The organism is Arthrobacter sp. U41 (assembly GCF_001750145.1).
Taxonomy (GTDB): Bacteria; Actinomycetota; Actinomycetes; order Actinomycetales; family Micrococcaceae; genus Arthrobacter.
The window spans coordinates 3,097,169-3,117,672 of record NZ_CP015732.1 but is presented as its reverse complement, the minus strand read 5'-3'; the positions used below and the strand labels follow the sequence as shown (position 1 = coordinate 3,117,672).

Sequence of the window (20,504 nt, the reverse complement as noted above, 5' to 3'; positions counted from 1 at the left end):
TATCTGTACCGCATGGCAGGGATGGCTTCGGGTTGTTTCGCCGCCGGTCTCAGGCTGCCCGGCCTGTTGCCATCGGCAGTCCGCGGAGTCTCCATTCCAGCATTCCTTCGTTCAGCCGTGAGGCGCTGCGGCCGGCGGAACGCAGCAGGTCTACCGCCTCATAGGCCAGGACGCAGTAGGCGCCGCGGCAGTAGGCGACGATTTCGCTGTCCTCGGGCAGTTCGGAGAGCCTGTCGCGGAGTTGTTCGAGCGGGATGGAGAGGGCTCCGGGGATGTGGGCGGCGTCATATTCCTCGTCGGGGCGCACATCGAGTATTGTCACCGTTCCTGCTCCGGCGCGGGTCAGGAGGTCTTCGCGCGTGACTTCCTCGTCGTTGGCCCGTGCGCCTTCCAGCCCGAGGTAGGCGATGCGTTTGGATTCGACGTCGGTCACGTGTTCCTGTGCAACTGACCGGAGCAGGCTGTAGAGCCGGAGGACGTCGGGGCCGGCGAGGTCGTAGTGGATCCGGTTGCCGTCCCGCCGGGTGGTCACCAGTCCGGCCTGGCGCAGGGTCTGCAGGTGCGCCGAGGCCGTGCTCAGGCCCAGCCCGGCGGCGGCGGCCAGGGTTTCCACGCTCCGCTCCCCCTGGCTGAGCAGGTCCAGCAGCTCCAGCCGCTTGCCGTTGGCCAGGGCCTTGCCTACCCGGGCGAACTCTTCGAAGAGTTCAGATTTCCTGGTCTTGTCTCCCACTTGCTCCTCCAAAGATCCATGTAATACTGGAACAAATACTATTCCATGTATATCTGGAATACCACTCTACCGCCGGAGCTCGCCCCGGTGCGGAAGGAATGAGAACCATGGGCCCCTTGAAGCTGATCCCCGTCGTGGACGAGGGACTGGGCAACTCCACGTACCTGCTCGACCTCGGTGAGGGCCGCGCTCTCGTTATGGATCCGGAGCGTGATCTGCGGCAGGTCCGTGCCGAAGCGTCCCGACGCGGATTGAGCATCGCTTACGCGGTGGAAACCCACCTGCACGCCGATTTCATCTCCGGCGTCGCTGAACTTGCTGAGATTGACGGCGCCACCGTGTTGGCCCCCGAGGTCGGGCACCGCGGCTTCGTTCACACCGGGCTCACCGACGGGCAAAGCGTTGACATGGGCCGGTTCACCCTGCAGGCCCTGCACACCCCGGGGCACTCTCCCGAGCACCTGTCGTACCTGCTGCTTGAAGACGGGGATCTGGCCGGAATCTTCACGGGCGGGTCCCTGATGGTGGGCACCGCGGGTCGCACTGACCTGGTCAGTCCGGACATGACGGTACCCCTGGCCCGGGCACAGTACCGGTCCCTGCAGCGCCTGATGGATTTCCCTGACACCACCCCCGTCTGGCCCACCCACGGAGCCGGCTCCTTCTGCTCCGCCGGCGGCAGCGGTGACCGGGTCACTACCATCGGCGCCGAACGCGCCACCAACCCGCTGCTGCAGGTCGACGGCGAAGACGCCTTCGTCGATGCCCTGCTGGGAACGCTGGGGACCTTTCCCGAGTACTTCCTCCGGCTGGGGGAAATCAACAAGCGCGGCCCGGCCGTCCTGCACGAACAGCCCCGCCTCGCGCCCCTGTCCGCGGCTGCCGTTGCGGCACTCATCGCGGACGGTGCGCAGGTCATCGACGCCCGCCAGCCGGCAGACTACGGCGCCGGCCATGTCCCCGGCTCCCTCTCGATCCCTTTCCGTCCGGTCTTCGCCACCTGGCTCGGATGGCTCGCCACCCCGGACCGGCCCGTGGTCCTTGTCCGCTCCCCGGAACAGGACCCGACCGACATTGCTACCGCCGCCGCAAAGGTCGGATTCGACACCCTTGCCGGGGAACTGGAAGGCGGCTACCCCGCCTGGACCCAGGCACACACCGGCACGGAAGAAGTGGCCCTGCTCGAGCCCGGGCAAATGATCGAACGCCTGCAGGCCGGGGAAACAGTCCTCGACATCCGCCAGTCCGGTGAATACGCGGCAGGGCACGTCCCGGGCGCGGTCAACATCGAACTCGGCTACCTCGCCGACAACATCGCCGCTGTACCGGCCGGGCCGGTCATCGTCATGTGCGGCCATGGCGAACGCGCCATGGGCGGGGCGAGCATCCTCGCCGGATCGGGCCGCACCGGCATCGCAGTATTCAACGGCGGACCCGCCGACTGGGCGGCCGCAACCGGCAACAACGTCGAAACCGGTACGGATCCGGCGGCGGCCAAATGAGCAACCACAGCACCACCACCGGAAAACCAGGCAGCACCGGCATCACGCTGGGCCTGCGGCAGAACCTGGCCCAGTTCATGCTCCTCGTCGCCGTCAACGCCCTGGTCGGCGGTACCCTGGGCCAGGAACGCACCGTCCTGCCGCTGCTGGCCGGAGAGGTCTTCCACCTCGACCTCTACACGTCCGCGCTGACCTACATCCTGGCTTTCGGCCTGGCCAAGGCCGCCACCAATTACTTCGCCGGCACCCTCTCAGACCGCTACGGCCGCAAACCTGTGCTGGTCGCCGGCTGGGTCATCGCCCTGCCCGTCCCGCTGATGCTGATTTTCGGGCCGGACTGGGGTTGGATTGTCGCCGCCAACGTTGTCCTGGGCATCAGCCAGGGCCTCACCTGGTCCACCACCGTCATGATGAAAATGGACCTCGTCGGCCCGGAGCGCCGCGGCTTCGCCATGGGCCTGAACGAAGCGGCCGGCTACCTCGGTGTGGCCGGCACCGCCCTGGCCACCGGCTACATCGCCGCCACCTACGGGCTGCGGCCCGGACCTTTCCTGCTCGGTGCCGCCTACATCGCCCTCGGTCTCGGCCTCTCGGTCTTCGCCGTGAAGGAAACCCGGGGCCACGCGAAGCTTGAATCCGCCAACCATACGTCCGCGCACGCCGGCGCCCACGGTGAACTGAGCAACCGGGAAATCTTCACCCTCACCAGCTTCCGGGACAAGTCCCTCTCCTCGGTCAGCCAGGCCGGCATGGTCAACAACCTCAACGACGGCCTCGCCTGGGGACTCTTCCCCGTCCTCTTCGCCGCCGCCGGACTGACCATCGAAAAGATCGGCATCCTCGCCGCCGTCTACCCCGCCGTCTGGGGCGCCGCCCAACTCGTCACCGGAGCAATGTCGGACAAATACGGCCGGAAATGGCTGATCGTCGGCGGCATGCTTCTCCAGGCCGCCGCCCTGGCGATGATCGCCGTGGGCCAGGATTTCGGGATCTGGCTGACCGCCGCCGTCCTCCTGGGTCTCGGTACGGCCATGGTCTATCCCACGCTGCTCGCGGCCATCGGCGACGTCGCGCACCCGGAGTGGCGTGCCCGCTCGGTTGGCATCTACCGTCTGTGGCGCGACGGCGGCTTCGCTGTCGGCGCGCTGCTTTCCGGGGTCATCGCCGACGCATACGGCATTCCGGCCGCCGTCGGCGTCGTCGCAGGACTCACAGCCCTGTCGGGTCTTCTGGTGGCCGTCCGCATGCGCGGCACCGACCACCACCCCGCCGCCTGAGACCATGACCCCGCGTTTCCCGCGCTGAAACGCCACAGACCAGAGTCTGACGGCAAGGCACACTGCGCAGTGGAGCGGTGTGACTGTTGACCATATATATGGCGGCATATATGGCGGCGTTTTCTCGAAGATGAGCAGCAGGCAATGACCGAACGGCTTGCCGGCACCGGTCACGGGGATTGCATTGCAGTGGCACCGGTGAGAGGCCCGTCCTTTTGTTCGCTATCCCTGGACGTGACTTGCCGCACCCGCAGCGCGGTCCCGGAGCACGCAGAACAGCCCTTCCCCGGCACCGGGCCGCACCACGGGTGAGCCGTCGGGACCGACGAGGACCTGCCGGGAGTCCTCCGGGGTGAAACCTGCCCCGCGCAGCAGGGCCTCCAGCTCGCGCGCGGTCATCAGGTGGGCATGGGAGTAGTACGGATCCTCGGCCTGGCGCGCCGCCAGTTCCTGGCCGGCCGGTCCGGCCCGGTTGAGATAGGCCACCAGAACGGCCCCGCCTCCGACGGTGACGCGGCGGGCTTCGCGCAGGGCACGGGCGGGGTCATTGACGAAGCACAGCGAGGTCAGGAAAGCAGTGTAGGCGAAGCGTCCGTTGTCGAAGGGCAGGTCCTCGGCCACCCCGGGCACGACGTCGATTCCACGGGCCCGGGCGAGCTGGGCCATCCGGGGAGCAGGCTCCAGGCCACGGCTGATGCCCAGCGGGGCGGCGAAGCGTCCGGTGCCCACGCCGATCTCAAGGCCTTCGGATCCGGTCCCTGCGGCTGCTTGGACAGGGGCGAGCAGCTCGGCAACCGCGGTGAGCTCGGCACGGTAGAGGGCCGCATGCTCGTCGAACCACTGGTCGTACTGCTCGGCACGGGCGTTGAAGGCGGCAGCAACCGTGTTCTCGGCAGGGGGCAGGGTAGTCATATGTTCAGGTGAATATTGGCTTCTGTGGGCTCCACCTGTGGCGCGGATGAGCGCCATCGTCCGGTAGCGCGACTGGCGTGGTTGAGCACCACCGTTGGTGTGGTTGAGCACCACCTGAAAAGCTCCTTCCACCATGTGACGGACACATGGTGGAAGGAGTACCGGTAATGGTACGGAAGATCAAAGCGAAGCTGGTGTTGCAGCTGCGAAATCAAAGCCTGTCGCGAAGAGCAATTGAGTCCGCTCATGTTATGCCGACGTTGTGATTATGCCGATGTTGGTCTGCGATCCCAGGTTCCAGGCGGTGGACGGGGTGAAAAGGTCGGCATAATCACAGCATCGCGAGGAAGGCCAGGACGGTGTCGGGGGGCTGGTAGCGCACCGTAGCCGCGATGCCGGGTGGGGTGACTTTCGCGATCGCTTCCTCCTTCACGGTCATGTCGGCGTGGAGGTAGATGTTTGTCGTGAAGATCTGTTCGTGGCCGAGCCAGAGAGCGATGACGGTGGTATCGACGCCGGCGTGCAGCAGCCGCATCGCGGCGGTGTGGCGCAGCGTATGCATGGTCACGTGTTTTCCGACCAGCGAGGGGCAGGACGTTGCAGCCGTGGTGATGGTGTGGTGGATGCGGTGCTCGATCGCGTCACGGCTGAGACGTCGGCCAGTGCTGGTGGTGAACAGCGCGGCATCGGCGGGGCCACTGTGTTCGACGATCCATTCATTCATGACGGTGACGGTGGCTGGCAGCAGCGGTGTGCGGCGTTCTTTGCGGCCCTTGCCGAGGCAGTGGACGTGCGCGCCGACACCGGTGTGGACGTCTGCGATGGTGAGCCCGATGATCTCGCTGATGCGCAGTCCGGTCTGGATCGCCAGGGTGAACATTGCATGGTCGCGGCGGCCGGTGCGGGTGTCTTGGTCGCAGGCGCGCAGCAGTGCATCGGCTTCGCTGGGGTCAAGCCAGGTGACGATGTTGCGGTGCATTCTCGCGGTCGGGATCGCCAGGACGCGTTGGATCACTTCGGCATGCTCGTGGTGGCGCAATGCGGCGTAACCGAACAAGGAGTGAATCGCGGCTAGGCGGGCGTTGCGGGTGCGGAGGCTGTTGCCCCGAACTTCCTCCAGATAGTGGAGGAACCCGGTGATGGTGTCGGCATCAAGATCGCTGATTTCCACCAGTGAGGGCGTCTTGTCTTTCAGATCGCAGACGTAGCCGAGAAGCAACGTGAACGTATCGCGGTAGGCCGCGATTGTGTTGCCGCTGGCCTGGCGCTGGGTGACCAGCCGGTCGGTGAAGAACGCTTGCAGCAGCGGGGCGAGACTGCTCATGATTCTGCCTGTTCCCGGGTGTTCGCGGCATCAAGGCGGGCGGCAGCGTGAGCGAGCAGTTCGGGAACGGCGCTCAGATACCAGTAGGTATTCGCCGGATCGGAATGGCCCAGATAGATCGACAGGGCGGGCATCTTCGCGGCAACATCGGCCCCGTCGCGATACCAGCCCAGCAGCGTGTTCACCGCGAACGTATGCCGCAGGTCGTGCATCCGTGGCTGCCGCGCCGCAGTGCGTAGTCCTGCGGCAGTAGAAGCGTGCACCCAGTTATCGCGAACAGTTGCGTATTTCAACCGTTCGCCGTCTGCGTCGGTGAAGAACGCTGGCCTGCGACCGTGGTGCTGGTCATCGCGCCAGTGAGCATAGCGTTCGAGTGCGGCAGTGGCGGTCGGGTGGAGCGGAACCAGCCGTGGGTCGCGCCCCTTTCCCCGACTGATCAGCAGCACTCCGGCATCCAAATCGGCGCTGTCCCTGTCCAGTGCGAGGGCCTCCCCGACCCGTAGTCCTGTGGCCGCCAGCAGCGCGAACAACACCGGGTAAGTCTGCGCCCGACTCCTGCCCTCCAGGGTGGCGGCTGCGCGGATCACCGCCGTGATTTCAGCGGAACAATATATGTAGGGACCCTGACGATGCACGGGGCCGGCGAAGATCCCGCGGGGCGGAACCTCGTGGATCGGGTTCAGGGCGTGCATGTAGTCGGCGAACCCACGGACGGCGGTCATCCGACTCGACGCCCGGGTCCTCGGCGCGGCCGTCACCCCGGCCGGCGGGAGACTGCACCAAGTGATTGCCTCGGTGACGGTGATAACCTCGATGCCCGCGGCCGTGAGGTGTGTGGCGAACTGGTGCAGCAGGTGTTCAGGCCAGGTAAGGCGGGCGCCGAGCTGGCGGCGCAGGCGCAGATAATCGGTGACTTTCTCGTTCCAGGTCATGACAGTTCACCCCCGGCCGGCCAGGGCCGGGCCAGCTCTCGTAACCGGATCCCGTCCACCCGGGCGTAGTTCGCCGTCGTCGCGGGATCCTCGTGGCGGAGTACTTGCCCGATCGCGGCCAACGGCACTTCGGCGGCAACCATCGCCTCGGCCAAACTGTGGCGCAGCTGGTGGGGCCCGAATGTCTCCAAATCCGCGCGGGTGCAGGCACGGGTCACGATCGCCCAAACCCCCGGAGAGCTTAGCCGTCGTCGCGGAGCACGGATGGTGCAGAACACTTCCCGCAAGTCCGCATCGGCCGGACGGGCATGCATCAGATAGTCCACCACCGCGGCGCCGACCTCGGCTGGCAGCGGAAGGCACTCGAGTTTGGCGCCCTTGCCGCGGATGAGGACCTCGCCGTGGCGCCAGTGAATGTCTTCCAGCTGCATTCCGGCCACTTCCCCGGCGCGGAGGCCGAGCCGGGCTAGCAGGAGGATTACCGCATATTCGCGCCGCCCCGCAGCTGTGGTCCGGTCACAGCCCTGCAGGAGGGTGTCGATCTGTTCCGCGCTGGCGCCCAGCGGAAGAAGGGAGGGCAACGGTTCCCGAATCACCAGCGTCGCTCCGGTCAGATCACGGTCGAGCTCGCCGGTGATGAAACAGAACCGCAGAAAGGCCCGCAGCGCATAGCCGAACTTTTTCACCGACGCAGGTGCCCGCCCCACTCCCTCCTCCAGCAACGCGCGCGTGACGTCGGCACCGCTCAACCCGGCGAACCCCTCGGACGGACAATGTGTCTTCAGGAACCGCCGGACCCGCACCACATAAGCTGACGTGGTGCGCGCCCCGATACGACGCTCCGTCAGAAGGTAGCGCTCGAACCGGACCAGCACCGCCGGATCCTCCGGCGGCCGGGGTGGAGACGCTGCCTCCGCGGTGATCATCCCTGACTCAGCCAGCCAGCCCAGCAACGGGCGCAGCGCCTTGCGGGTGAACAACGCGGTATGTGTCGCTTTGCGTTCGGCGAGGAATGCATCGACCTGCACCACCGTCAGATCGCCAAGGCGCATGCTTCCCGCCTCGAGCCACCGGCTCAGATGTGCCAGCAGATGGAACTGATTCACAATCGATGCCGGGGTGAATCCCAGCCGCAATAGTTCGGCCTTGAATCCCTCGGCGTGTTTCTGCAGCGGACCGTGGATCTGGACCCGGTCCGCTCGTGTTGTCGCTGTCATCGTGTGCTCCTTGTCTGCCCAATAGTTGAGAAGACAAGCCGATCACCACAGCGTGATTATGCCGACCTTTTCACCCCGTCCACCGCCTGGAACCTGGGATCGCAGACCAACATCGGCATAATCACAACGTCGGCATAACAGGTATTATGCCGACGTCGGCATAAGACGTGGGATATCCCGGCACAGCATTCAGGCGGTCCTCGATGCGGCGGAGCTGGCAGGTCTCGGTTGGGATGACGTCGCCGAGCTGTCGGAGGCCGAGGTGTATGCGGCGTTGTTTCCCGGCCGCGGCGTCCGCGAGAGTGTCTTTGCGCAGCCGGACTGGGCCCGGGTGCACACCGAGCTGGCCCGGGTGGGGGTGACGTTGAAGCTGCTGCACCAGGAGTATCTCGACGCGTCTTCTCGCGCAGGGCAGGCGGTGATGAGTTATGACCGGTTCTGCCGGCTCTACGGCGGGTACGCCGCCGTGACCGGGGCGTCGTCCCGGGTCGGGCACAAGGCCGGCCGCAGCATCGAGGTCGACTGGTCCGGGCCCACGATGCAGCTGCTGGATCCGACCACGGGTGAGATCTCGAAGGTGTATTTGTTCGTCGCCTGCCTGCCTTTCAGCCGGTATGCGTTCGTGGAAGCGAGCCTGGATATGCGGCAGGAGTCGTGGCTGCGCGCCCATGCGGCGATGTTCGCCTTCTTCGGCGGCACCGTCCCGCGCCTGGTGCCCGACAACCTGAAGACCGGGGTGATCTCCCACCCCCGCGAGGGAGAGATCGTTCTCAACGACGCCTACCGCGAGATGGCGGCGCACTACTCGGCCGCCGTGCTGCCGGGCAGAGTCCGGGCTCCGAAAGACAAGGCGAGCGTCGAGAACACGGTCTCCCACGTCGCGACCTGGGTCATCGCAGGGCTCAGGCACGAGCAGTTCACGTCCCTGGCGCAGCTGCGCACCCGGGTCTATGAGCAGATCGATGCCTATAACCGGCAACCGTTCCAGAAACGCCCCGGGTCCCGGCTGAGCGTCTTCACCACCGAGGAACTGCCGCTCATGCAACCGCTGCCGGCAGCCCCGTTCGAGATCAGCACGTGGTCCTACCGGCGCAAGGTGAACAAGAACGCTCACGTGGTCTGGGCGAAGAACTTCTACTCCGTCCCCTTCAGCCACATCGGCTCTCTCGTTGACCTTCGCCTCACGGACACCATGCTGGAGGTCTATCGGGCTGATGAGCGCCTGACCAGCCACCTGCTGCTGCCGGCAAGCACGGCGAATCAGTATCAGACGAACGCCGCGGACCTGCCCGAGGGACGCAGTTGGCAGGCCTGGGACCGGCCCCGGATTGACGACTGGGCTGCCCGGATGGGCCCGGCCACGGTGACGGTGATCGGCAAAATCTTCGAAGCAGCCTCCATCGAGGAGGCCGGCTACGACCCCGCCCTGGCGGTCCTGCGTCTGTCTCGTAAGTTCTCACCAGCCCGGGTCGAAGCCGCATGCCAACTCGCGCTGCGCGGGCCGATACGATCGCCCCGCTACGCCCACCTGAGACCGATCCTCGATACCGGGCAGGACAAAACCGGCCACGTCTCGGAGGAGCCTGAGGGCCATGATGGCGGATACGTCCGCGGCAGCGCCTACTACGCCAGAGGGACCCGTTGAACCGCCTGGACGGGGAGACCAAACGCAAGCTCCGGGAGATGAACGCGAGCGAGCTGCTCGAGGCGATCGACACCCAGGACGAGACGCTCTCGATCAGCCCGTCGTTCGAAGAGCGGGTGAGGTTGGTCGTCGATGACGCCTACTCCACCTTCATGCACTCCAAGGTCGCCGGGTGATCCGACGGGCGGGGCTGCGCTACCCGAACGCTGACCTGCGCCGCATCGACCTGCTCGACGAGCGCGGCCTGAACCGGCCGTTGCTGACCCAGCTCGGCACCTGCTCATTCGTGACCCGGCAGCAGAACGTCGTCTTCCAGGGGTTCACCGGGTCAGGGAAGTCGTATCTGGGATGCGCGATCGCCAAACGCGCCTGCGAGCACCGCATCCGCGCCCACTACGTCCGCATGCCCGACCTCGAGGAAGCCTGGGTCGCCGCTCAAGACACCCCCGGCGGGGCCGGGAAGTTCCTCCGCAAATACGCCGCGTTCACGCTGCTCGTCATTGACGAGTGGTTGCTGGACCGGCCGACAGAGTCGATGCGCACCATGCTGCTGGAGCTGATGGAGCGCCGTTACGGCGAAACGTCCACGGTATTCTGCACCCAGTACTCGCAGAAGGACTGGCACCAGCGCCTCGGCTCCGGTGTTCATGCGGACGCGATCATGGACCGGATCATCCACAACACGATCTGGGTTGAGACGGGCACCTACAACATGAGGGAGCACACCGCGATGGCCAGCGCGTAATCGATGACGGAGAGCGTCAGTGGCTCCCAGCCACACCACCACTGGCGCTCTCCCGCACGATCGGTGGTGCTGAACCGCACGATTGGGTGGTGCTCAAAGCCTCAAATACTCATTCAGGATGACGGACATGCCCCAGCGTTCACAGAGGCCCGGCAGATGTCTCGCCCCGCAGGTTCAGTCGTGGGAGGCGGACGGGGCCGACTAACGGGTGGGTTCCCCCAAGCGGGCGTCAGGCCACTGACCGCTAACCACCTGAGACGAGAATGTTTTCGGTGACCTTGGTCCACCCTTCCGATTCCAGCTTGCGGGTGTCGGAGCCGTCTGTGATCAGCATGGTGGCCGATGCACTGCCCACGCTGGAGACCTCGACGATCCGGCCGGTCGTGTTCAGGGTGCTGCAGCCGGCCATCCAGCGGGGATCTTCATCTGGTGGGACGACGACCACGCAGGCCACCGTGGCATCGTCATTTTCGGCGGCAAAGTACCTGACACCATCCCGGGTGGCGAGCAGGCGGGCGCTGTCCGCCTTCACATCCTGTTGGAAGGTGATGCCTGGCGGCAGCTTGTCTTCCGGCGTCGCGGCACGGTCCAAGGCCTTTAGCCCGGCTTGGCCGGAGCAGCCGCCCAGCAGCAGTGCTGCGCCGACCACGGCGGTAATAACCGGAAATGGATGACGTGTCATGTCGCTGCCCCCAAGCTATCGATTCCATGACGGTACACGAAGACCACGACCAAGGGACTTACGAGCACTGACGGTGTCCACATGGTTCGTTAGGGGATCCCCTAACGGATCGTGCCGCCGAGGCTTCGGCTAGGAACGCTCCACACGGTCTGCAACGATGAAGAATTCATCCTGCTGCGCCTCGTGCCAGGTGAGCCTTACGGCTTCGCCTGGGACAAGCTCAAGAAACTCATTAGTCCTCTGGACGATGCAAGAGAAATGGGCGAAGCATTCTGCGGCCACACCTTCTATTTGGATGGATCCCCACCCTTCTTCGCTGTGCCAGGTCTTCACGGTTCCCTTGCTCCAAGGTTCATACATGTCACCGATGATAGCCACCTCGTGCCATTGGCTACTTTGTGCCCATTAGGAGGGACGTTCAGCGGTAGTGCCCATTAGCGTGGTGTAACGGCCCGGCCCCGGGCGTGTTGTTCCCGAACGTGAGGAGGCCATTCCTTCCAATGGTCGCCCGAGAGCCAACGTTGTCTTCCCGCGCGCGGTCGATTGGCCCGTCTCGTGCCGCCACCGATAACATGCGTCGACGTTAATCCCGAGTTCGGCCGCTACAGCCCGAATAGTTCCCCCTCGATCCAGCCGGCAAGAAATGTTTGCTTTCTCTTCTGCCGAGTACTGTCGATTCGGTTTTCTCGAAGTTGATGCTGGCGACATCGCTGAGACCCCTCAGAGCAAGGGGTGTTGCACTGATTCCTTGAACCCAAGCCTGTCCGAGCGTCCCCTGCCACTGCAAGATCGAACCTTGGGCGGCCCCGGCGCCCCACCCCGGCGCCCATGAGGCCATGGCGGCAAAGCCCACCAGTTCCTACGACTCGCCCTCCGAGGCAGACCCCCCGCTCCGACTGGCCAGGCTCAGCGAGCTCATCGTCTGCTCCGGATCAGTGGCGATGTCATGCCGTTCCCCCCGCACTCCTGCATGAACAGGTATCAGAGCGGAAATTCCGGACCGGCCGCAGCCCAAGGTCCATCTACAGAATAATCAGCAAGTCATGTTGTACGCGGCCCTGGCGGCAATGAAGTGGTGAACGCGAAAACCCGACGGAAGGACGAACGAGGATGAACATCCAGAAAAGACCCCACAGGGCGGTACCCGGTCCGCCGTAGGCAGCCACTCCCCCACACAACCGAATAGGCCGTTTCCGGGACCCCACACACCCGGAACATCAGATCAGGGCCGAGAGTGTGGACACTGTCCACACGAAAAATGCACTAAAAAGCCCCTGACCTGCGGAAACACTGTGCCCGAGGTGGGACTCGAACCGGACTCCGGGCCTTGCAAAACCGCCACTCCCCCGAAAACCTCCGCAATCCGGCCCAGTCCGGCACCAGTACAACCCGATCCGAAGCCTAGGGTGTGCACATTGTGCACGCCCTCTTCTTTGACCAATTTGATGCAACAACCAGAAAAAGGGCCGGAGCCCTGCCGGCATGGAGAAGCCGGTCTGCTCCGCGCCGTCATTCCGCCCTGTGTCACCCACATGCCCGAGCCCTGGCCGGGGCTCGGCCTCGACCGGCACCAACATCCGGTCAAGCGGAAGACGGGGAATCAACGAGCGCCATGGTGTTGCACCTCCTTCGGACATCTCATGGCGGAAAGAATAGAACCGCGTATGACCAGAACCCTCTGCACGGGAGCACGGCCGAACCCATCGAGTTCCCAGAACGACGAAAGGCCGGTTATCAGCGTTCCAATACACGGTCGTCTAATGAGAGAATCGCGCATCTGGTCCCGTTTTCTTCGGTCCGCATTCGGTGCCGCAGGTGGCAGCGGCGATGACAACGACCAGGCCAGGAACAACGGCGCAGCTGGCCAGGTCAGCGGCTGCCGGTGACTTCTGCGCCCGCCTCAGGGCTGGCCGCCCGGCGGGTGGCTGGCATGTTCGTCAGTACAGAGCCATCTGTCGGTCGGGTCAGGCGACTTGTAGGCCTTGCCCGAGAACGGCGGCAGCTCCCACCTCGCTGTCCAGCAGGGGCGGACCACAGTTTTGTATTTTAGGCGCGGGACCTGCCGCGAACGAAGTGGAGGATCACGACGACCACGGCGATAACCAAAAGTATGTGAATTAACCCGCCACCGATGTTGCCGAGCAGGCCGAGAAGCCAGAGAACTGCGATAATGATGGCTATCCAGAGCAGCATGAGAGTCTCCTTTAATTCCCGCACGGTAATCGTGTGGTGAGTATCACCATATGTCAGTACTGGTGTAGGTGGAAATAGCAGAAAGATAAGGCGTAGGTCACGAGCCGGTCGGCCTCCTGGAACTATGCTGCGTCGGGCATGCGGCCTCGCCCTTCGCGGAAGTTCAACTGGTCAGACTGTCCCGTAAAACGGTCGTCCACGGGCGATCGCTCCCACGTCGGCCTACGGGGCCGTGCGACAGGAGAAGATCAGGTGGAGAACTCCGGATGGGGAAGGGGTCGCTTCGATGTCGAAGCGTTGTTCGAGTCCTTCGAGTCCATCCCAGAGCCGTTCGCCCCGGCCCAGGACGATCGGCACGAGGACGATGTGCATGTGGTCGATCAGATCGGCCTCAAGGAACTGCCGAACCGTGCCGACCCCGCCGCCGATCCGGACGTCGAGGTCGCCAGCCAGGGCACGGGCCCGCTCGAGCGCGGAGACGGGGTCGGCGTCCACGAAATGGAAGGTTGTTCCGCCTTCCATCTCCAGGACCGGCCGGGGATGGTGGGTCAGAACAACGACAGAGGTGTGGAAGACAGGGTTATCACCCCACCATCCCTTCCATGCCCCGTCCCCCCAGGCACCGCGTTTAGGGCCGAACTTGTTGCGCCCCATGATCTCCACACCGATCCCGGGCCCCCACATGCTGGCGAACGCCTCATCGACGCCGAAGGATCCCTCCGACTCCCCGTGGATGCCCATCTCGCGGAAGGTGCGCGTCTCAAAGGCCCACTCCATGAGCCGTGAGCCTGCGTGCCCGAACGGAGCGTCGAGTTGCTGGCCCTCGCCGGTACCGAAGCCGTCGAGGGAGACCGAGAAGTTATGCACGCGGACGAGGGACATGTCATCTCCTGAACTGCTTGCCGTTCGCAATCCAACGGACAGCAGCAAAAAAGGAAATAGGGAAAATGCTTGTGCTGCCCGAGCGCAGCGAGGCCCTACTGCGACCCTTGTATCGTCTGCACCGCACCCGGGGAAGAAGATCCGGACGCCTCATCCGAAAAAGAGGAATCGCCAGTCCTTGCGGGTGATAACAGCGTGCGGCGGTCTTCCAACGATTCTCAATGAGCCAGCCGAGAGGGGTATTCGGGGCGGGGAGGAATCCCGCGAATGTGGCCGGATCCTTCTCCTCGTCTCATCCGTGGAGGATGAGCTACCGGGCGAACGCCACAGCGGCAACCCAATGTGAAGTGCACTGATCAGGCCCGGGATCCGGCCGCCGGACGGCTCAGTCTCGTCGATTCACGGGAGTGCATCTGTCGGCCGGCCGACCGCTGGCCCGCTACCGCCTCCGAACCCCAGTTTGACCAGCAGCGTGGAAACGAGGCCACGTACCCTCGTCTCAGCCAGACCCAATGCCTCACTGATCTGCCGGTCGCTCAGACCCTTGCCAATCCGTGCCAGCACTTCCCTCTCCGCGCCGGTCAGGCTACCAAACCCCGGGTCTGCCGTCGCGTTGACGAACCACGCCCTCGCCCGCTCCACCACCTCAGTGCCCAGGAGCGATTCCCCCGTCGCGGCACGACGGATGGCCCGGGCCAGGTGGTGGCCGCGGACTTGCCGGAGCACATAACCTGCCGCGCCGGCAAGAACGACACTGCGCAGCACCTCGTCATCGACATAGCTGGTCATCATCAGGCACTGCAGATCCGAATCAACGGAGCGCACATACCGGCAGACTTCAATTCCGGTCCCGTCAGGCAGAGGTCCATCCAGCACCACCACGTCCGCGCCCGCTTCCACGATCCGGCGGCTGGCCTCGGCCGCTGACCAGCACTCACCGACCACCTCGAGGCCTTCCCCCTCGAGAAAGTCCCTCAGCCCTTCCCGGACGAGCTCGTGACTATCGACGACAAACACGCGCACCGACCCCGGGGCCCGTTCCCGGCCCACAGCGGCGTCCAAAGGCAAACCCATCGACAGACTCCTGTTGTTTGAGCGCCACCGACCCGCCACTTCGTGCAGGTCCCTCCCACCCGGGGGTCACCTACCAAAATCGTTCCAAACGGGAAGACCTGCTGCTAGGGCCAAAGGACCGCGACCGGCCAGAAAGAGCCGTGGTGACCGGCACGGGAGGTTCTGCGTCGCGGCTAAACCGGGTCTGGCCACCTGGATCCGGAACCAAGGCGTTGCGGGGTCTCCCTCGACAAAGGTCAGGAAAACGCTCTGTGCCGCCCGAGCGCAGCGAGGCCCTATCAGCCCCTTGCTGCCGCCAGTCATGCCAGCTTTCGGCCATTCGGGACAGAACACGGCACGGTGCGGTGGCACGGCGAAGAGACCGGGGCCACTGCTCGGCGCGCTTGAGGTCAGGTTGTGGGGGCGGTCCAGCATAGTCGGGTGCCGTGGCCGGGTGGGCTGTCGATGTTGAAGGTTCCGCCGAGGGATGCTGCGCGCTGTTCCATGTTGGCCAGGCCGCTGATTCGTTCAGGGTTTTGGAAGCCGCAGCCGTCGTCGGTGATGAGTAGCTCCACGTTGTCCTGGCTGGCTGTGAGGCTGATGCTGATGTTTTTCGCTCCGGAGTGTCTGATGGCGTTGCTGAGTCCCTCGGAGAGGACGCGCAGCAGGTGCAATGCCAGCTCCTCTGAGACGTTATCGTCCAGGGGCCCGATCAGCTGGACTGTTGGGGTGAAGCCGAGATCGCGTGCCCCGGCCTGGACGGCGCGCAGGGCCCGGTCGGTGAGCAGCCCCGCACCGCCTTCGCCGTCCTGGAGAGAGTAGATCGTGGCCCGGAGCTCACGGATCGTTGCATCCAGCTCGGAGGTGGCTGCGGCGATGCGTTCATGGGCGACGGCGTTGTCGGTGTACCGGCGCAGGCTCTGGATGCTCAGCCCTGCGGCGAACAGGCGCTGGATCACCAGATCATGGAGGTCTTTGGCGATTCTGTCCCGGTCTGCGAAGAGCAGGTGTTCTTCCCGGAGTTGGTTGGCCCGGACCAGGTCAAGGGCCAGTCCGATCCGGGAGCCGAACAGGGCGCTGGACTCTAGATCGGACTGGGGGTAGCCGTCGGCGCCCGCCGGCCGGCCCAGAATGAGCAGGCCGTTATTGGTCCGGGGTGGCCCAGGGCGGCGATAAGGACGGGGCCCATCTTCCCGGAGGCACCAAGACCGAAGAGCTGTCCGGAGTCCGGAACCACCGCCGTGTCCCCTGTCTCCAGTACGCCTGTGATGGCCGCGGAGACCGGGATTTCAAATCCGGCCGGCAGCGATTGCTCCCCCAGGGACGCCCGGCACCGGAGGACGCCGTCCGGGCCGGGAACCGCGATGACAGATAACGTGGAGCCCGAAACCGCCCCGGCGCGTTCGGCGACCAGATCGAGGTAGTCCGGGGCGCCCGGATGTGCCGCGGTGATCAGGTTGCCACTGATTTCCATGCTGGCCTCCAGCCAGCCCTGCCGACGGCGGCTGTCCTCGAACATGCCGGCGTTCTCGATGGCGATGCCGGCGGCCGCGGCCAGTGCTACGGTGAGTTCCTCGTCCTCCTCGGTGAAGTCCGCCCCGTCCTGCTTCTCCGTCAGATACAGGTTCCCGAAGACTGTGTCCCGGACCCTGACGGGGACGCCGAGAAACGTCTTCATGGGCGGGTGGTTGAGCGGGAATCCGGCCGCCGCGGGGTGCCCGCCCAGATCGTGCAGCCGCAACGGTTGCGGATCCCGGATCAGATGCCCGAGAACCCCCATTCCCGTGGGAGGCGCACCGATCATCCGGATGCCGTCCCCGTCGATGCCGACGGTGATGAAATGACTCAGCGCCTGGTCCCCGCCGATGATGCCCAGCGCCCCGTACCGGGCACCGATCAGTTCGCACGCCGACTGCACCAGCCGGTCCAGGACGGCCTCCAGGCTCAGATCCTCGGTGAGGGACACGACCGCAGCAAGCAGACCCCGCATCCGGTCCTGGGTACGGAGCAGCTCATCGGCCCGGCCCATGGACGCCCGCAGCAGATCCCCGGCCCGGCGCTTCATCGGATCACGCCACTTCAACGGGGTATTCCTTCGGCAGGGAGGACCCGAGGCCCCGACAACCCGCCGGGGTTTGGTGCTCCGGACAGGTCGGCGACATGGTCCAGCTCAGTCGCGGATGCGTCCTACACAGTCTGCAAGGCCAAGAGTGAGGAACGGGCCGGCAGGTCCTGGCCGGGCTGGCTTCGGGCCCCGCCGCGGGGACGGGGCGCGTTCATGGACCGGCCACCCGGCCGGATACCGAATGGCTTCGGAGCAAGGCGGCCTGTCTGGTCCGAGATGTGAGAGGTGGCAGCGCATTCCCGCAAGGCCTCAACACCTTTCACGGCGGCGGCAATATCCAGGTAGTCCGGTGAGAGGGCCAGCGCCGCTCCGGTCCCGTCCAGGATCCGTATGAGGATTCTGCCACCCTCGACTCGGACGAGTTCAAGCGTGCCGGCCCGGAAGGCGCCTGGGCCAGGGCGGCGCTTTGGCGGGCGGGCGCGCGCGGGGCGGCGGAACGAGGAGGGGAAGAATCAGGCATGGCAGCTCCACGATACAGTTCCATGGCCGCGTCTTGACCGTCTGCTGACTATACGCCCAGGGCCACGGACTTCTGTTCGCGAAAGGGACGCCAAGGAATGTTCCGCAAAGGGTCCCATCCAGTGTTTTGGCGCATGTGGTCTTCCCTGGGAACCGGTCTGTTCTCGACCAGCTCGAACCGATCATCGCCTCTGCTTACCGGTCCGGCCGGCATCCCTCGTTCGGCGATGAGGCCCCGTCTCTGCCCGCTTTGGAATCGAGCATCTCAGCAGGCTTCCCACACCCGCGCGCGATAGCGGAGCCGGCAGTCCTCGACCCGGGACAGCCTCAGTCGCTTCAGAACCTGTCAGCGGTCCGGGCGTGGGCAGAATCCTAGACAACATGGTGCCGCTCGCGGACGGAGATCTGCTGATGGCCCAGGGCAGTGAAGCCGCCACGGCCGGTCGATGCAAGATCAGCGTCAGGCCGGGTAACCGGATATGAAAAAGGCACACACGGGACCCCTTGCGTCGTATTCTGAGGCCATGACAAGTCCTTCCGATGAATCCACCGTCTCAGACCTTCAGGACCTCATCACGGAGTCCGGTACCGTCAGCGAGTTCCTGGACGAACTAGCGCTCTTCGCGGCCCGGACCATCAGCCCGGCCATCGGCCATCCGGTCGAGTGCGCCGTGGCGTTGCGGCGGCGCCGGCGCACCATCACGATCGCCGGAAGCAGCGAGGAAGCACGCGCCCTGGACCAGATCGAGCAGGCCCTCGGCAGCGGCCCCTGCATGCTGGCACTGGAAACCAACACCACGGTCCTGCTTAACGACGTTAACCGCGACCCGCGCTGGCCCGACTTCCAACGCGAACTCACGGCCCGTGGCTACCACGCCGTCCTCGGAATCCCGCTCGAGCTCGGCAAAGATTCCTGGGCCGCTCTTGACCTGTTCGCTCCGGCCGCCGGGGCCTTCACCCCGGCGTCCATCGCCATCGCCGAAAATTTCGCCAGGATCGCCGGCGACGCGTTGCGCCTGGCTGTCCGGATAGGAACCGCACAGCTCCTGGCCGAAGACCTCAAAGCCGCCATGATAAGCCGGTCAACGATTGACCTCGCCTGCGGAGCCATCATGGCCCAAAACCGCTGCAGCCAGGAAGCGGCCTTCGCCATCCTGACCCGGGCCTCAAACCACCGGAACCAGAAACTACAGGAAGTCGCCGAAGAACTGCTGCTCGGGCTCTCCGGCCACGTGCCGCCAGACACCCGGTTCGATGCCTGAACGACAATCCTGACTTCCCCGCACTTCCAAACGACACGCACCGCGTATCCCACGAGTCACCCTGAGCGAACGGGCTGCAGCGGACGCATAGAACCCGCAGCAATCTCAATGATGTTGTCAACGGATACTGGCGGGTGTCCCGGCCGGTTATGGCCGGGACACCCGGGGTGTTTCTAGTCCGTCCAGCCGGGGTAGGGCTTCCGGTCTTTGTGCGGCAGTTCGGCGGCGGTGGCGGGGAGGTTGTCCGGGCCGTCGGACTGGCCGGAGGCCCAGTGGAAGAACACCTCAACGGCGATCGCTTCGAAGCAGGCGTCCTGGGACCGGAACCGGTGCGTGGCGGTGTCACCTTCGACGCAGGTGCCGTAGCCGGACAGTCCCCCGTTCCCGTCCCGGGTGCGGGCGACGGCGAACATGATGTAGGGCCAGGTCCCGGCGTCCCAGCCCTCACTGCCCCAGTTCGGCAGCACCGACCAGGCCGTGCCGTCAAGGATGTCCATCCAGTCGTACCCGTCCCCGGCCCGGTCGTCGGCGGGCAGGGCCGGGGCGGCGACCGCTTCGGCGGTGTCGGTCGTGGCCGTGCGGGTCATGGTTCCTGTGCTCAAGGTGATGCTCCGTTTCACTCGGGCGGGGCGGGTGCCTGGATTACCGGCTTCCCTCTCCCCCACCGTGTTTTTGCCTGCTGGCGGGGCATCGCGTAGCTGTGCCCGACGGAGCCGGGGCAACCCGAAGGGCAGGCAGCGCAGGGGTTGGGTGAGGAAATAAGCGCAGCGCCGACACAAGGCAGCCGGTGCGCGGCCGTCCGCAGGACGGTTACAGCGGTGGAGCGGGTACGTATGATCCAACGGACAGCAGCAAAAAAGGAAGAGTGCTTGTGCTGTCCGAGCGCAGCGAGGCCCGTATCGGCCCTGGCTGTCGACTGTCATGCCAGCTTCCGGCCATCCCGGACAGAACACTGCAGTGCGCGGTGGCCCGATGAAGAGACGGTGGCCGCTGTGCGGGCGCAGTTGTAGCCTTATGGGAGACTGCGGGAATGCATGTCCTGCGATCAAGCAACGGCGTGAAATCCCCGCACTTCTGCGAAGTTCGGGGGGTCAGAGGGTGTGTTCTGATGGATGAAAACCCGCAGGAATTGACTCATGTTGCGTTCCTGCTCGCAGACCTCGAGGCCCATGAAGCCTGGTTGGCGTACTTCGCGTACGGGGGCAACCAGGGCCTGTTGGTCGTCGATGCATATCTGAACGGACTGATTCCGCTGCCGGCCCACGACTGTAACCTGCTGGCGTTGGTCCTCAATGAGCGCCTGAGTGACCTCCACCTGCCGCACCTTGCCTCCTACAGCGGCTAAGGACGCATCACCCAGCCTTCAGTCCCGCAACAACAGAACAGCAACAGAAGAGCGTATGTGGGCCCGTCGCGGAGCCTCCCCTTGGCCTTCTGTGTTTCGTCAACTTTAAGTCGGCCATTTCGGCGCTAAGAATCAGGCCAAGTGGGCGCGGTTTCCCGCCATTGCGGCGTTGGGCCGAGGGGTCGGCCTCCGAAGCGGGGGCCAGAATTGCCCATGTAT

At 65.1% G+C, this 20,504-nt stretch carries 19 protein-coding genes and 2 pseudogenes; 7 read left to right on the top strand and 14 right to left on the bottom strand.

Annotation, left to right across the window (positions count from 1 at the left end):
- Positions 1 to 49: 49 nt before the first annotated feature.
- Complete coding sequence (locus ASPU41_RS14135; RefSeq protein ID WP_069951450.1) at positions 50 to 730, bottom strand: ArsR/SmtB family transcription factor; 681 nt, start codon at positions 728 to 730, stop codon at positions 50 to 52.
- Positions 731 to 837: 107 nt separating this feature from the next.
- On the opposite strand from ASPU41_RS14135, the gene ASPU41_RS14130 reads away from it, so the two are divergent.
- Complete coding sequence (locus ASPU41_RS14130; RefSeq protein ID WP_069951449.1) at positions 838 to 2,232, top strand: MBL fold metallo-hydrolase; 1,395 nt, start codon at positions 838 to 840, stop codon at positions 2,230 to 2,232.
- Positions 2,229 to 3,509, top strand: a complete 1,281-nt coding sequence (locus tag ASPU41_RS14125) for an MFS transporter (RefSeq protein WP_069951448.1) — start codon at positions 2,229 to 2,231, stop codon at positions 3,507 to 3,509. Before ASPU41_RS14130 ends, ASPU41_RS14125 begins: the two co-directional genes overlap by 4 nt.
- Positions 3,510 to 3,731: 222 nt before the next feature.
- Here the strand turns inward: ASPU41_RS14125 and ASPU41_RS14120 are convergent, their stop codons facing one another.
- The 4 genes from ASPU41_RS14120 to ASPU41_RS14105 all read right to left on the bottom strand — a co-directional run bounded on the left by ASPU41_RS14120 (position 3,732) and on the right by ASPU41_RS14105 (position 7,894).
- Positions 3,732 to 4,421: a class I SAM-dependent methyltransferase gene (locus ASPU41_RS14120; RefSeq protein WP_069951447.1), complete on the bottom strand. Its 690-nt coding sequence runs from the start codon at positions 4,419 to 4,421 to the stop codon at positions 3,732 to 3,734.
- A 331-nt stretch (positions 4,422 to 4,752) separates the two neighbouring features.
- Positions 4,753 to 5,745: a tyrosine-type recombinase/integrase gene (locus tag ASPU41_RS14115; protein ID WP_069950600.1), complete on the bottom strand. Its 993-nt coding sequence runs from the start codon at positions 5,743 to 5,745 to the stop codon at positions 4,753 to 4,755.
- Positions 5,742 to 6,677, bottom strand: a complete 936-nt coding sequence (locus tag ASPU41_RS14110; protein WP_069950601.1) for a tyrosine-type recombinase/integrase — start codon at positions 6,675 to 6,677, stop codon at positions 5,742 to 5,744. The genes ASPU41_RS14115 and ASPU41_RS14110 overlap by 4 nt, the downstream gene beginning before the upstream one ends.
- Entirely contained in the window at positions 6,674 to 7,894 is a 1,221-nt protein-coding gene (locus ASPU41_RS14105) for a tyrosine-type recombinase/integrase (RefSeq protein ID WP_069951446.1), read from the bottom strand. Before ASPU41_RS14105 ends, ASPU41_RS14110 begins: the two co-directional genes overlap by 4 nt.
- Positions 7,895 to 8,060: 166 nt before the next feature.
- Here ASPU41_RS14105 and istA point away from each other — a divergent pair.
- Positions 8,061 to 9,539: pseudogene (istA, locus tag ASPU41_RS14100) on the top strand (IS21 family transposase); the annotation flags it as partial.
- Positions 9,536 to 10,284 (top strand): annotated as a pseudogene (locus ASPU41_RS14095) (ATP-binding protein). The pseudogenes istA and ASPU41_RS14095, both read left to right, overlap by 4 nt.
- 244 nt (positions 10,285 to 10,528) lie before the next feature.
- Here the strand turns inward: ASPU41_RS14095 and ASPU41_RS14090 are convergent.
- From ASPU41_RS14090 to ASPU41_RS23885, 7 genes are all read right to left on the bottom strand, one after another.
- A complete protein-coding gene (locus tag ASPU41_RS14090; protein WP_069951444.1) occupies positions 10,529 to 10,966 on the bottom strand; it encodes a hypothetical protein in 438 nt (145 codons plus the stop codon).
- Between the two features lie 129 nt (positions 10,967 to 11,095).
- Entirely contained in the window at positions 11,096 to 11,344 is a 249-nt protein-coding gene (locus tag ASPU41_RS14085) for a cold-shock protein (protein WP_083266516.1), read from the bottom strand.
- Positions 11,345 to 11,371: 27 nt separating this feature from the next.
- Positions 11,372 to 11,674: a helix-turn-helix domain-containing protein gene (locus tag ASPU41_RS24050; RefSeq protein WP_157357000.1), complete on the bottom strand. Its 303-nt coding sequence runs from the start codon at positions 11,672 to 11,674 to the stop codon at positions 11,372 to 11,374.
- A 1,338-nt stretch (positions 11,675 to 13,012) separates the two neighbouring features.
- Positions 13,013 to 13,159 carry a lmo0937 family membrane protein gene (locus ASPU41_RS22685; RefSeq protein ID WP_157356999.1) on the bottom strand — a complete coding sequence of 49 codons (147 nt, stop codon included), beginning with the start codon at positions 13,157 to 13,159 and terminating at the stop codon, positions 13,013 to 13,015.
- Between the two features lie 222 nt (positions 13,160 to 13,381).
- Positions 13,382 to 14,041, bottom strand: a complete 660-nt coding sequence (locus ASPU41_RS14080) for a dihydrofolate reductase family protein (protein WP_069951443.1) — start codon at positions 14,039 to 14,041, stop codon at positions 13,382 to 13,384.
- A gap of 399 nt (positions 14,042 to 14,440) precedes the next feature.
- Positions 14,441 to 15,115, bottom strand: coding sequence for a response regulator transcription factor (locus tag ASPU41_RS14075; RefSeq protein WP_231941079.1), 675 nt, complete (start codon positions 15,113 to 15,115; stop codon positions 14,441 to 14,443).
- Between the two features lie 389 nt (positions 15,116 to 15,504).
- The gene (locus tag ASPU41_RS23885) at positions 15,505 to 16,053 is read right to left on the bottom strand and encodes a sensor histidine kinase (RefSeq protein ID WP_331712759.1); all 549 of its coding nucleotides are present in this window, start codon (positions 16,051 to 16,053) and stop codon (positions 15,505 to 15,507) included.
- Between the two features lie 6 nt (positions 16,054 to 16,059).
- Here ASPU41_RS23885 and ASPU41_RS23880 point away from each other — a divergent pair, with 6 nt between their 5' ends.
- A complete protein-coding gene (locus tag ASPU41_RS23880; RefSeq protein ID WP_331712758.1) occupies positions 16,060 to 16,182 on the top strand; it encodes a hypothetical protein in 123 nt (40 codons plus the stop codon).
- Here the strand turns inward: ASPU41_RS23880 and ASPU41_RS23875 are convergent.
- The gene (locus ASPU41_RS23875) at positions 16,179 to 17,177 is read right to left on the bottom strand and encodes a GAF domain-containing protein (RefSeq protein ID WP_331712757.1); all 999 of its coding nucleotides are present in this window, start codon (positions 17,175 to 17,177) and stop codon (positions 16,179 to 16,181) included. The genes ASPU41_RS23880 and ASPU41_RS23875 overlap by 4 nt on opposite strands.
- A 1,025-nt stretch (positions 17,178 to 18,202) precedes the next feature.
- Between ASPU41_RS23875 and ASPU41_RS14065 the strand changes: the two genes are divergently transcribed.
- Positions 18,203 to 18,940, top strand: coding sequence for a GAF and ANTAR domain-containing protein (locus ASPU41_RS14065; RefSeq protein WP_069951442.1), 738 nt, complete (start codon positions 18,203 to 18,205; stop codon positions 18,938 to 18,940).
- A 173-nt stretch (positions 18,941 to 19,113) separates the two neighbouring features.
- On the opposite strand, the gene ASPU41_RS14060 is transcribed toward ASPU41_RS14065, so the two are convergent.
- The gene (locus ASPU41_RS14060) at positions 19,114 to 19,542 is read right to left on the bottom strand and encodes a hypothetical protein (protein ID WP_157356998.1); all 429 of its coding nucleotides are present in this window, start codon (positions 19,540 to 19,542) and stop codon (positions 19,114 to 19,116) included.
- Positions 19,543 to 20,048: 506 nt separating this feature from the next.
- Between ASPU41_RS14060 and ASPU41_RS14055 the strand changes: the two genes are divergently transcribed.
- The gene (locus tag ASPU41_RS14055) at positions 20,049 to 20,285 is read left to right on the top strand and encodes a hypothetical protein (RefSeq protein ID WP_069951440.1); all 237 of its coding nucleotides are present in this window, start codon (positions 20,049 to 20,051) and stop codon (positions 20,283 to 20,285) included.
- Positions 20,286 to 20,504: the final 219 nt, after the last annotated feature.